Annotated in this window: 10 protein-coding genes; 1 reads left to right on the top strand and 9 read right to left on the bottom strand. The window is 52.1% G+C overall.

Translation table 11 applies throughout. The annotated features are described in order from the left end of the window. Positions 1 to 303: 303 nt before the first annotated feature. The 9 genes from sigZ to Q4E40_RS07445 form a co-directional block, all read right to left on the bottom strand. Complete coding sequence (gene sigZ, locus Q4E40_RS07485) at positions 304 to 939, bottom strand: RNA polymerase sigma factor SigZ (RefSeq protein WP_303411143.1); 636 nt, start codon at positions 937 to 939, stop codon at positions 304 to 306. Between the two features lie 168 nt (positions 940 to 1,107). After that, on the bottom strand, positions 1,108 to 1,527 hold the full coding sequence (locus Q4E40_RS07480) for an ArsI/CadI family heavy metal resistance metalloenzyme (RefSeq protein WP_303411142.1): 420 nt from the start codon (positions 1,525 to 1,527) through the stop codon (positions 1,108 to 1,110). A gap of 122 nt (positions 1,528 to 1,649) precedes the next feature. Next, entirely contained in the window at positions 1,650 to 3,542 is a 1,893-nt protein-coding gene (locus Q4E40_RS07475) for a DUF3857 domain-containing protein (protein WP_303411141.1), read from the bottom strand. A gap of 27 nt (positions 3,543 to 3,569) precedes the next feature. Beyond that, a complete protein-coding gene (locus tag Q4E40_RS07470) occupies positions 3,570 to 5,507 on the bottom strand; it encodes a DUF3857 domain-containing protein (RefSeq protein WP_303411140.1) in 1,938 nt (645 codons plus the stop codon). Between the two features lie 71 nt (positions 5,508 to 5,578). After that, the gene (locus Q4E40_RS07465; protein WP_303411139.1) at positions 5,579 to 7,621 is read right to left on the bottom strand and encodes a DUF3857 domain-containing protein; all 2,043 of its coding nucleotides are present in this window, start codon (positions 7,619 to 7,621) and stop codon (positions 5,579 to 5,581) included. 498 nt (positions 7,622 to 8,119) lie between these two features. Then, positions 8,120 to 8,488: a hypothetical protein gene (locus tag Q4E40_RS07460; protein ID WP_303411138.1), complete on the bottom strand. Its 369-nt coding sequence runs from the start codon at positions 8,486 to 8,488 to the stop codon at positions 8,120 to 8,122. Between the two features lie 217 nt (positions 8,489 to 8,705). Continuing rightward, the gene (locus Q4E40_RS07455) at positions 8,706 to 9,485 is read right to left on the bottom strand and encodes a TIGR03915 family putative DNA repair protein (RefSeq protein ID WP_303411137.1); all 780 of its coding nucleotides are present in this window, start codon (positions 9,483 to 9,485) and stop codon (positions 8,706 to 8,708) included. A gap of 17 nt (positions 9,486 to 9,502) precedes the next feature. After that, positions 9,503 to 9,646, bottom strand: a complete 144-nt coding sequence (locus Q4E40_RS07450; RefSeq protein WP_303411136.1) for a hypothetical protein — start codon at positions 9,644 to 9,646, stop codon at positions 9,503 to 9,505. Between the two features lie 98 nt (positions 9,647 to 9,744). After that, a complete protein-coding gene (locus tag Q4E40_RS07445; protein ID WP_303411135.1) occupies positions 9,745 to 11,010 on the bottom strand; it encodes a putative DNA modification/repair radical SAM protein in 1,266 nt (421 codons plus the stop codon). A gap of 239 nt (positions 11,011 to 11,249) precedes the next feature. Between Q4E40_RS07445 and Q4E40_RS07440 the strand changes: the two genes are divergently transcribed. Continuing rightward, positions 11,250 to 13,139 carry a BamA/TamA family outer membrane protein gene (locus Q4E40_RS07440; protein ID WP_303411134.1) on the top strand — a complete coding sequence of 630 codons (1,890 nt, stop codon included), beginning with the start codon at positions 11,250 to 11,252 and terminating at the stop codon, positions 13,137 to 13,139. Position 13,140: the final 1 nt, after the last annotated feature.

The raw sequence follows: 13,140 nt of genomic DNA, 5'->3' as shown, positions 1-13,140 counted from the left end.
TTCTAAAGTATAAGCTTCATTGCTCCTGTCACACACCACTGGCACGCATTGAAAGAGTAACTTACCCCTGAGCTATGAAACAGAAGGCTTTAGCCCGGTGCACTTTACGGCGCTCCACTGTTCGAGCGTTCAGCGAGTTTGGAGCGTCTTGATTTTTTTGCCTACTTTTTTCATCAAGGAAAAAAGTAGGGCCCGCCCGGCAGGGCAAGCTATAAAACAAGTAAGTTGCTATACCTGCAACGGGCAGCACCTATATCACTTACCCGCTGCACAGGAGAAAAGCCAATGATATAACAGCAGTGACTAAAACCCCAACTCACCTTTTAACTGTACCTGCAAGGGCTTGCAACTTTCTTTTGCAATAGCGCTTACCAGGGCGCCTTTTCGGTCAAGTTCCAGATGGCAGCATTCCAGAAACAGTTCTTTCAATTTCTCCCGGCCGCGCTGCACCCGCGACTTGGCTCCGGAATAGGACATACCTAAACGTTCCGCGATTTCCTTCTGGCTGATGCCTTCAATTTCGCTCAGGCGCAATGGTTCAGCATACTCTACTGGGAGCATGTTGATGAGTGGCAGCACCAGACTTTCGGAATCCTGATGTTCGGAATTCTGCTGAAGCTTCTCTTCCAGCTTGCTTTCGTCTTCTATAGGTATGTTGCGGCCTTGCTCACGGTAGTAATCGTACACGGCATTGCGGGCTATCTGGTAGAGCCAGGCATTTAGGTTGCGCACATCCTGCAGCTGTTCGCAGTGTTTGTAGAGTTTCACATACAACTGTTGCAAAATGTCGTTTGACTCCTCTTTATCTTTCACACGCTTCAGCACAAAGCTCCTGAGCTTGGCCTCGTACTCCAGGTATAGGGGCGCTACGGCAGCGCATGTATCTACCGGGGCGATGACCTGGGTGCCCGTACAGGTATGGCAGCTTTTATTTTCCATGGCTCGAAGAATGTAATGGTGACAAGCAGGTGAATTCGAGTATCAATTTACGTTGAAAAAAGCAGAAGAGACAAACTCGGAGTTGCTTCCGGGAACGCTGCAATAACCCCGGCCAGGGCAGGTATAGCGTATACCTGCCCTGGCCGGGGTTTGTAGTTTTATTTTGCACTAAAGGACAGTTACTTGGCTGGCGGCAGGGCGGGTATTCATACCTTCGCCGTACACGGTGGATTCGCCGAAGGTATAAAAGGCCTCCCAGTCCACTCCCTGCGGATCCGTAATCCACGACTTTTCGGACTTGGCGTAGCAGCAGGTGCATTTTCCCTCTTCCCGAATGGCGCCCTTGGCCCTCTTCAAACGGCCGTATACTTCTGCTAACTCCTCCTCGCTTTCGGCCTGTATACCTAAATGTTCTATACCTGCGTTTTCGGGGTGCAGCGAGATGGCGAAGTTGATACGCGGATCATCCAGCATCCACTTGGCGTAATCTCCTTTTACAACCGTAGGCTCCGCTCCGAACAGGGCTGTGTAGAAGGCAAGCGATTCGTGCAGGTTTTTAACGCGCACATTTACGTGAAATCTTTTCATGGCTTTGTCTTTTTAAGGTGATTCTGGTCTTGTTTCACCTTGATGACGGGGAGCCTATTGAAAAGACGCAGCCCCACCGAAAAAATTTTCAGCGGGGCTGCGTTTAAGTCCATTCGAGCAATTTACTTTATGCTCTTCACGAACACCACTTGCTGCTGATCTGCTTTGTAGACATCGTTCATAAACGCCACCATCGCAGCGTATACCTCGGGCTTGTAGCGGCCTTTATCCATCTGCAAGGTTCTGATATAAGTAACCTGGCGTCCGTCAATCGTTACTTTTGACTCAAACTTTCCAAATGCGGTGCTGAAGGAAAAATCGTTTGGCTTAAACTCCAGCGCAAAACCGGCGGGCATCTCATAGATGATCGTGTCCACGTTGGTGTAAGCACTCGAGCGCACGACCTCATACTTGCGTTTGCCTGTGTTTTGGGGCACCGTGTTCCAGCGGTTCATCAGATTAGGCGTCAAAAACATGCGTTTTCCGCTTATCGTCACGAACTGGCGCAGGCTGAGCTCCAGCTTTTCGTTTACTTCCGGCATGCGCCCTTTTTTCAGATTGAAGGAATAGCTCTTCACATCGAAGGCCGGGATACTGATGTTGCGGTACAACCACTTGCGCTGCTCCTCCGGCGACAGGTTGTGAATGACGTCACGGTGATCTTCGTGTTCTATACCTGTATACCTTGTCTGAACCTGCGCCACGGCATTTCCGCTCTCGTCCAGCTTCACAGTAGCCAGGCGGCTCTGCACATTGTCCTTGGCTGTGTATTCCTGGGTTTTCACCAGCTTGCCGCCTTCGGGTGTGATGAGCAAGGCATGACGATCACCTGTAAAGCTGCCAGAGAAACCGGCGGACTCAAACTGGCTCGTACACTCCAGCCAAAGCGTATCCTGCTTCATCGGCACACTCAGGATCACGTGGTTAAACTGACTGCTCGGAAAATCGGTGAGCACCTCCCGTTCATCGCTTCCCCCATTCACAAGGGCATATATGGAGGGAATGCCAACCGCCTGCAGCATGGCTTTGGTGTAGTTGGTAAGCGCCTTACAGTCGCCGTAGCCTTTGGAGTCGACAAAGCTGGCCTCGAAAGGCTGCCACCCACCCAGCCCCAACTGAATGGAAACATAGCGCGTGTTCGATTGCAGGTACTGGTATACCTTGTTGATCTTCTCCACCGGGTCGTCAATACCGGCCACCATGGCCTGCAGTTTGGCTTTTGTGGCTTCGGGCAATACGTCGCGCCCCTGGTTCAACTGGTTGATCCACTTTCCGTAGGCTTCCCAGGAATCCATGTTGCCCTTGTAGCCCTGTACTTCAAAATCGGAAGGAGCCGTGCGAACCATCGGCAGCAGCTCCAGCATACTGGGGGCATAAGGCTCGCTTTCCACCGGGGTCAGGTTGCTGATTTCCCAGCTATACATGTCGTGCGTGGTAGTAGACCACTGCTTAACTTTCTCAGCCAGGTTGCTTTCGCGGTAGCGCAACTTCATCCCCTTTGGCATCATCACCTGAAAAGAGGCCTTGGCCACAGAGGTTTTGCTGCTGTTGAGCGGCACCCAGTTCGGGTAGAAGAGCATGTTGCTGGTCGTGGTCTGGTACTCAAACTCCACTTTGTAAGGGTATACCCGGTGGGTCAGCTCAGCGATCATAACGCGGTTATCCAGCACCTCATTGTCAGCACTTGACGCACTCACGTTTCTGATCTCACTGTTTTTCAGGCTCTTGATTTTCTTCCCGTTCCCGTCATAACTGGTTCCCTTGATAAAGTCGACCTTGTTCAGCTTATCGTGATGCACATACAGCTTGGCGTGGTCATTTCCGTGTTCATTGTAGATGGTCACCACCCGCTTGACATGGGTGGTGCCTTTGCTAGGCGAGTGCACCGTAAATACCTTCTCTTCCTGATTGATGATGGCATTGGCGCCCTTCAGCAGGTCGGGGTCAGCACCAAGCACCGGGCCTGCCATCACCCAAAGCATAATGATCAGCAGTTTGTGTAAGTTTCTTTTCATGATGATCGTCGTCAGATCCTCCTGGGGTTATTTTCGTTTCAGTACAATTTGTTCGGCATGTTTGGCCACAATGCGCGCATACAGCTCCTTCAGCTGCGGGTACTCGGCTGCGTAGTAAACGGGCTTCGGGATATCGATCTTGCTGAGCACCTCCACTACATTGCCCCGCTTCTCTACCATGTACAGGAAGCTTCCGCTCTGATCTGGCAGGCTCACTTTAACGTTCTGCGGCGCGTCATCCAGCTCATAATTGTCCGGTATGGTAAAGCGACAGATGAAGGTCTCGCTGATCGGGAAAGCGAAGTCAACCGGATAGGCCCGTTGCTCCAGCTTAAAGGGGTTTTCGTCCTCTCCCTGCCCCAGCATGGGGTTCAGGTAAATCATATCCAGCGCCGGCCCGTTGCCTGAGGCCGATATCTTGTAGTTGAGTTCAAGAGCGCTGTTCAGTTCTTTCAGGTTTTTGAATGTAGGGCTGCTGAACTTGAAGGTGCCGACCTCCTTGTTCAGCTTCTCTGTATAACTGGACTCCCCTTCTTCTTTCACCTCCTTGCGTAGGTAGAAGGCCCTGTAGCCGCTGCTCACCTCTGTGGCATCGCCTTCCATTTGTCCGCTCTCATGGATGGTCAGGTTGCCCGTGTACACCCGCTGGTATTTGTCCGAAGGCTTCAGTGCTACCCATTGGTCCGAGCCGTCCTTAATCAGGCGGCCCTCGCCGTTGAGGCTGCGCATGGGCAGCATACCTGCCGGCAGCAGCGGATCCGTAGCATCCAGCAGGACAGACTGGCCATTTAGTTTGACGTGCGCGATCACGTAGTTAAACTTGTTGAGCATGGGCGTGCCCTTGTATACCTTGCCATGCTCCCGCGTACTTACCAGCACAGGCGCCGCGTCCAATCCGGCTTCCTGCAACATCGCAGTGAGCAGCAGGTTTACTTCAGCCGCGCTGCCTGTTTTGTTGTCGAAGGCCTTGCGCAAGGTGCCGGTCGTGTAAATGCCATACTTCCCGTTCCACTTCATCTGTTGCTGCACCATCTCGTAGATCGCCTTCATCTGTTGCTCGGGCGCGGTGAATTGCGCTGTGATGGCGGCAATGTCTCCTTTGAAAAAGCCCTTGCGATTCAGCTGGCTGCCAAATCGCTCCTGTCGCAGCAGGTCCTTTATCACCTCGTTCCATTCGCCCGTCATCACCTTCGACTCCTCCCCGGGCACATGCAGCATCTGAAGCTCAAACTCAATGCGGGCCTGGTAATCGGTTAAGGTGGTGATGTAGCGTTCCGGACGCAGTGCCGGCAGGTCTACCATCACCCAGCGGTAGCCGTCTCTGTTCGTATCGTAGTTGTCTTTTGGCTCATAGATACTGTGGTAGCCATGCTGCAGTGTTTTGTAGTCGAAGTACTGCGGTATCTTCACCCTATACTCGCTCCATACGGTGGGTATGGTACTTTGGAACTCCCAATCGTGCAGGTTGTAAATAAAGTCTGAGTTAACGGTGTAGGTGTACTCAATCACCGAGCCTTCCTTCACGTTCGGCATCGTAAACTTCTTGGTCTGCCTGTACTCCGACTGCCGCTCTTCAAATACAGCACTCGGCTCCAGTTTGTCTTTTGTAATCTTGCCATCCTCCAGGTTGTAGGTATAGCCTTTTATGCCGGTGATGTTCTCTTTGCTGTTGCCATTCTGGTACATCGGCACTTCTACGTTTGCCCAGGTATAGCCCGTCTTTTTCAGGATTTTGATGCGTGTGCGACGCTCCGTGATGAGTTTTACGTCACCGTTGAGCCGAAAATGCGACACGGCAAAGTCGGACAGGATGACGGCTGCCGCGCTGGTATCCTTGTCGTAGGTTCGCATCCGGAGTTCTTCCTCCTGCACTTTCCCGTACTTATAGGGGCCGGACTGCGAGAAGGCCTCCAAAACCGAGAGACAAAGAATTGGGATTAAAATAAGTGTGTGCTTCGTTTTCATGGAAGGTAGGCAAATGCACACTCCAGGCTAAGCCTTGCTATACGCTTAACCTGGAGTGCGCTGAAAAATGATTAGTTAGAGGATATTTTTTTCAACACGATCTGCTCGGCGTGCTTGGCCACGATCTGGTTGTAGAACTCTTTCAGATAGGGGTACTCAGGAGCAAAGTACACGGGCTTGAGCATGTTAATTTTGCTCATGATCTGCAGCACATTTCCCTCTCGCTGCACCATGTACATAAATTTGCCTCCATCCTCGGGCAGCGAAATAATGGCTCCCTTCGGCGACTCTTCTATCTCGTAGCCCTCCGGTATTACAAACTTGATGACATAGGTATAATCGATCGGCACGGCAAGGTCCACCGGGTATAGCCGCTCCTCGAGCTTAAAGGGGTTTTCTGTCTCGCCCTGGCCTAGCATCGGGTTCAGGTAGATCACATCGACAGGCTGGCTGTTGCCACTCGCTGACAGGCTGTAATGGACGCTTAGCGTCTGGTTCAGGTCCTCCACATTTTTGAACTCCGGCTTTTCCACTTTGTAGTTGCCTACCTCCTTGCTTATCTTTTCAGCAAATTTTTCTTTGCCGTCCTCCAGTATCGTTCGGCGTATGCTCAGGGCATTGTACCCGGCGCTCGACTCCGTCACCGTACCTGTTAACCCTCCGTTCGGGTTGATGGTCAGCTCGCCATTAAAGAATTTGGTGAGTTTGCCAGTGGGTGTGAGCGCTACCCAGCGCTGGTCATCTTTTTTGATCAGGCGTCCCTGCCCGTTCAGGCAGCGCACAGGCAGCATACCTGCCGGCAGTAGCGGGTCCGTGGCATCCAGCAGGTATTCTTTGTCACCCAGTTTCACATGTGCGATCACGTAATTGAACTTGTTGAGCATGGGGGAGCCCTGCGGCACACGACCGTGCTCTCGGGTGCTGACCAATACTGGGCCTGCATTCAGACCAGCGTCCTGCAACATGGCCGTCAGCATCAGGTTGATGTCGGCAACGCTTCCGCTTCGGTTCTCAAATGCTTTCCGGATGGGTCCGGAGGTATAGTAGCCGTACTTGTTATTCCACTTTACGCTGCTTTTCACCAGGTTGTGTATGGCGATCATCTGCTGCTCGGGATTGGTGTGCTTGGCCGTGATGGCTGCTATTTCAGCCTTAAAGAAGCCTTTCCGATTGAGCTGGCTGCCAAACTTCTCAGCCATCAGCAAATCCTTCGTTACATCATCCCAGTTTCCTGTCATCACCTGGGGCAGTTCGTTCGGATACTTCACCGTTTGCAGCTCGAAGTCGATCTTGGACTGGTAATCGCGTAGTGTGGTGATGTACTTTTCAGGACGCAGGGCAGGTGCGTTTCTGATAACCCAACGGTATGTGTCGCTGCTGGCCTCTACTTGTCCAGAGCCGCCAGATGTGCGGCCTCCTCCCATACCTGGTGTTATATTAGACGACCAGACAACGGTGAAACTGTCTTTGGACTTGGTTTTGGTGGACTCGTCGAATCTTAAGTATCCCTGTTGCTCCTGCTTGTAGTGGAAGTACTCCGGAATGCGCACATTGTACTCGCTGTAGGCTACGGGAATGGTACTCTGAAACTCCCACTCGCGCAGGTTATACAGAAAGTCAGAGGTGATGGTATACGAGTATTCGATCACGGAGCCTTCCTTCACGTTCGGCATCGTAAACTTTTTGGCAAACCAGTTTTCGTTCGTTTGCTCGTCAAATACCGCTTTCGACTCCAGCTTGTCTTTGGTCACTTTGCCACCTTCCTGGTTGTAGGTAAAGCCCTTGATGCTGTAGACGCTCTCTTTTTTGGAGTTGCGCTGGTAATACGGCACTGAAATATTGGCCACGTCATAGCCTGACTTCTTCAGCACCTTTATGCGTGTGTGTCGCTCAAATACGACTTTGAACCCCTTGTTGTAAGTAAAGTAAGAATAACCGTGGTCTGATAGCACGACAGCGGCGGCGCTTGTGTCCTGATCGTACACGCGCATTTTCAGCGTTTCCTCGTCCACCTTGCCAAATTTGGCAGGCTGGTCCTGCGCATACCCACGGGAGAGGCCGGTACCTAATAGCAAAACGAGCGAAAAAAATAGCGTAGAAGTTTGAAGTTTCATAGGCTGTTGAAATTGGGTTACATGATATGTTATGAAGTTGCAGCTTGTCTAGGAACTTCATAAAATGGCGGTATCATTTATAAAGCAGTTCAACAGACCGATGTATAAAATAAATAATATTCTTCTATATTATCAACCCTAAATCAAAATTTTGTCTTGAATTTCAACAAGTCTGTTATCGTGCTCACATTTTCGCTTGCATACTTTATTGTTTATATCCTACCTGAGCAGCTTTATACTTCAATATTATTATTCAAAGCTTGTGCTATAAATTCAGTTCAGAAATGGTACAATCAGCGCACTGTACAGTATGGGGTTACTATTAAAGATAAGTACGCACCTCCCTTTAGTACAACTTACAGTTGGCCGTGACTATAGGACACAAAAAAGCAGGGCCATGAAGTAAATCATGGCCCTGCTACCAGTTCGTGTACAAGGGTGAAATTGGCAAAGAAACAGACCCAGGGAGTGAAGGCGGGCCTGCCTCTTTGCACCGTACTACAGGTAGGATGAAAAATTGTTGCTGTTTTGCCAGAACTCGCGGCAGGTCTCACGCTGCTTTTCCAGGAACTCCTGGTCGCGCTTCAGACTTTTCCAATCGCCATAGCCCAGGCGCTCGCAAAGCTTAAAGAAACTGTCGCCCTGGTTTTGGCGGCCTTTGATGCGAACGAGCGAGCTTAGCAGGGGGCGTCCCGCTGCGTGCTCTGCTTCAGAGATTTCGTCGATTACGTCGTTAAGTTGCGATTTCTCATAAGTGTTTTCGAGATTAAGACCCAGTTCGGCTTCCAGTATCAGATTTTGGAATGACATCAGGTGAGCGCGACCGCGGGCTACTTGAATGAGTTTTTTTCGTATACGTGTATTCATCGTTCTTTTTTAGATAATGAAGGACAGCGGGCTATTCCCGCTGCTTTGTGCAAAGGGCGCCGGCTGACTGGTTTTCATAAAATATCTATATACACGTATACTCCGAAATCGGCATCCGGGTTGTCCTGTGTTGCGAAAAAAATCAGTGAATCAGGCAGAAGTATAGCCTTTGTTATGAGAGAGTCCTGAAAAACAGAAGGTTACCAGTGCTATTTATTTACAGTAATCTTGGCTGTTTCTCGGAAAGGTATTTCCAGTAGCGCCTGGGGATATGGCGCAGGTGCAATTTGGGGTTCTTGCGCTCCGGTATATTCACGTGGTCGAAGTATACCTGCCAGAGCATCTGGTAGCGGGTTTCGTTTTCGTCGTACTGATCAGCACTCAGCTTGCCCTGTTGCCTGGGGGTGACGCCCGGGTTTTCTAACTGCACGAAGCTTGTTTGCCTCAGATCATAATAAACCCCATACCTCCTCGAAGCATCGTAAATAGCCCAGCGCTGATCGGCGTAGCGCTTCTCGAAGTGGCGCACGATCAGGGGCAGCACGTTAAAGTCGGGCGAGATGCTGGCGTAGTACAGGCCATCGGCCGTTTTCTGAAATCGCACAAAGGCCTCCATGCGGTGCTTCTCGCGGTGCACCTGTTTATGGATCTGTTGTACCTGCAATACAAAGGGGGCTGTATAGTTTCCCTCCACACTTTCCGGCGAGTCAAACACCAGCCGGGCATAGTCGAAGATCAGCCGCTCCAAGCCGCTCTGCTCCCACAGGTAGGTATAGTAGAGCGACTCCAGCGCCGAAGCGGACAAGCGCTTCTTCAAGCCCTGCCACACCCGGTTAGCTTTGCCCTCGTCTGTCACCACCTGCACGGTTTCGCCGAACATGGAAGGCTGCGCCAACTGCTCGGGCTCAATGGCGGTGGGCCAGGCTTTGCGCTCATAGGCCTCAAACACTACGGTGAGCAGCCCCTCAAAGGAACCGTCGTAGGTATAGAAGTGCATCGGCAGAGGTATGCTGACTACTGCTTTGCGTTACTGGTTGAGCGTGCTTTGTCGCGTTTGCTGTCGGTTTGCATTCTGGAAGAAAGGCTCTTCAGGTGCGGCACCAGCATGTTAAGTTTGCAGCAGCAGGAAACACGGGCAACTTTAGTAGAATTTCTCATGGTCTTATGAATGGTTTGAAATGATGTATGATCTTTTTGGTTACACAATTCTGTATGATGCGCTTCTCTCCCCTCTTCCATGTCACGTTTTATTGTTACTAGCCTACCTGCCGGAACAAGTCCAGTTGTTGCGTTAGCAGCGCGCTTCGCACAGAGCCTTCGCCAAACAAAATGCGGCGTCGCAATTGCTCTGAGTCGAAGTCCTGCCGCTGCAGGCTTTTGGTCTGGCAGGTGATAAAATACTTGGCCCGCTTCAGCACCACGCCCATCTGGCGCAGGTGTTCAAAGTGCAGCGGCGCAAACCGTCGTGCCGAGATGATATTTTTAGCCGACTTCACCCCGATACCCGGCACACGCAGGATCATTTCGTAGTCTGCGGTGTTAATCTCCAGCGGAAAGAAATGCCGGTTGCGCAGCGCCCAACCCAGTTTCGGGTCTATGTCCAGATCCAGGTTCGGCTGCGCCTCGTCCAGTAGCTCCTTCACATCGAAGCCGTAGAAGCGCATCAGCCAGTCGGCCTGGTAAATGCGGTTCTCCCGGATGATGGGCGGCTCCGTGATGATCGACAGCCTGCTGTCCGTGCTCACCGGCACATAACCCGAATAATACACCCGCTTCAGGCTATACCCTTTGTAAAGCTGGTCCGACAGCTGCAGGATCTGGCGGTCACTCTCGGCGGTGGCCCCCACGATCAGCTGCGTGCTCTGCCCGGCCGGTGCGAACTTCGGCGTCGCCTTGAACAGCTTGCTTTCTTCTTTGGCCTGCACCAACTGGTCCTTGATAGAACCCATCGGCAACAGGATCTCACTGTAGTTCTTTTCCGGCGCCAGACTTTGCAGGCTCTGCTCCGATGGCAGCTCAATGTTCACGCTCAGGCGGTCGGCATACAAACCAGCTTCCTTAATCAGCTCCTCACTCGCACCCGGTATGGTTTTGAGGTGGATGTAGCCGTTGAACTTCTCCTCCTGCCGCAGCTTTTTGGCTACCCGCACCAACCGTTCCATGGTGTAGTCGGCATTCTTGAAAATACCCGAGCTCAGGAACAGCCCCTCAATATAGTTGCGACGGTAGAAGTTAATGGTCAGGTCCACCACTTCCTGCACCGTAAAGGCAGCCCGCTGCACGTCGTTGCTTTTGCGTGTCACGCAGTAGGCGCAATCGTAGATGCAGAAATTGGTCAGCAGGATCTTCAGCAGCGACACACAGCGACCGTCTTCGGTATAGCTGTGGCAAATGCCCATGCCTTCTGCGTTGCCCAGGCCCTTGTTCTCGTTCTTGCGCTTTCCGCCGCTCGATGAACAGGAAACATCGTATTTGGCAGCATCTGCTAATATTTTTAGTTTACCAATTACCTTATCGTTCATCTGCGCTACTTCTATCTGCTTGACGGTTATAAAATTACAAAATCATTCCCACAAACCCCAAAATATTTAGCAATAATAGTTATCAACACGCTATCCACATTTAAATATTGCTAACATGATTAGCATAGGCCTTTTTCAAGATTTCAAAACGAAATTTTCCACATAAAGCCGAAAAGAGTATCTTAGGAGGTTCTATCGTACAAACACGTACAAGAAACAGTAAGCGCCCCTATACCTCCATGGCATTTCCACGTTCGCCCATTTTATGCTGCCTGTTAGCTTGCCTGCTTGGGGCGTGGCTACTGGCCGGCAATGCGCAGGCGCAGGAAATACCTTCCCGGAAAGACAGCCTAGCCGCTCCAACCGATACCATCAGGCAAAAGTTTGACCAACGGGTGATGGACAACCTGCGGGAAATCTCGCAGCGTAAAACCATCATGGGCAAGTTGCTCAAAGCGATTCTGGTCTTCGACCGGAAAGACGAGGAAGTACTGGGGCTGGATGCGGAGTTGATTCAGCGCGAGTACGAGCGGCATAACTATAAGGTGGTGCGCAATATCCAGATCATGACGCTGGACGCGCTGGGCTATTCTATACACGACACCACCCGCGTGCCGCGCAGCTTTCTGGAAAAGGCAGGCAACTCGCTGCACATGAAAACCCGCCGTCACCTCGTGCGCAACAAACTGCTTTTCGAGCGGATGGAGCCTTTGGAGCCGCTGGCTCTGGTCGAGTCGGAGCGTTTGTTGCGCCAGACGGAATACCTGCTCGATGCGCGCATCATTGTGGACGAGCGCACCACCACCGAAGACAGCGTGGACGTGCTGGTGATCACCAAAGACATCTTTAGCCTGGGCGGATCGGGTTCCTACAGCCCTTCGTCGGGAGCGGGCAAAGTAGCCTTGCGGGAGCTCAACTTCCTGGGACTGGGCCATCAGATCCGCGGCTCTTACCGCTTCAACATGGACGCGCCCCGCTCCTGGGAAACCACCGCCGGCTATACCGTGGAAAACATCGGCAACACTTACATCACGGCCGACATCAACTACTTCGATCAGAATTACTACAAGGAGCGCAGCGCCTTCCTGCGGCGCGACTTCTTTGCCACCAACACGCGCTACGCCGGTGCCGTCGGGGCCAGCAAAATAGACGAGCGGCTCCTGCTGCCGCCTGTGCCGGAGGATACCATCCAGCGCTTTGCTGACCTTGGCTATCAGCGGCAGGATGGCTGGCTGGGTCGCTCCTTTAAGTTCAAGAGCTACAACCTGGGCTATGAGCCGCGTGGCCGGTTGATCACGGCGCTGCGCGTGATCAATACGAACTTCTACACCAAACCCACCGAAAATTTTCAGGACAATGTGCTGGGCATTGCCAGCTTAGGTTACAGCGTGCGCCGCTACTACAAAGACCGCTACCTGTATGGCTTCGGACGAACAGAGGACGTACCTGCCGGCGTGCTGGCCTCCATATCGTACGGCTATGAGCACGGAGACCTTTTTAAACGCCGCTACTTTGGGCTCGATCTCTCCTTTGCCCGCTATAACAAGGACTTCGGCTACCTCTACGGCCGCGCCGGGTATGGCTCCTTTATAAAAGGCGGTACCTGGGAGCAGGGTATGCTGGAGTTGGAGTCGCTCTACTTTACGCGGCTGTACGAGAATGGCAACTGGAAACTGCGCCACTTCATTCTGGGCCGCGGCACCATCGGCGTCAACCGCAACCCGGAGGAGCTGCTCTCGATCAACAACGAGGAAGGCCTGCGCGGTTTCCGGTCCGATCTGCTGCGGGGCAACCGCCGCGTGGTCATTAACTACGAAGCCAACCTCTACACCCCTTTCTCGCTGTTCGGCTTCCGACTGGCTACCCTCGCCTTTGCGGATGTGGCCTGGCTCTCGTACGGCAACAAAAGCTCGCCTTTCAAGAGCAAGCCTTTTCCGGGCTTCGGGGTAGGTATACGCTTCCGCAATGAGTACCTGTCATTCAGCACCATCCAGATCCTGGTGGGCTACTATCCGAAAATTCCGGCTAACGAAAACTTCAACAACCTCCGCATTTACGAGTCGTCCCGTTCGTACTTCGAATTCGAGGACTTTCGCTTCAAACAGCCCGGCATAGCCGAGTTCAGGTAAA

Origin of the sequence: Pontibacter coccineus (assembly GCF_030546575.1) — a bacterium.
Lineage (GTDB): Bacteria > Bacteroidota > Bacteroidia > Cytophagales > Hymenobacteraceae > Pontibacter > Pontibacter coccineus.
This window is presented reverse-complemented; position numbering and strand designations above follow the sequence as displayed.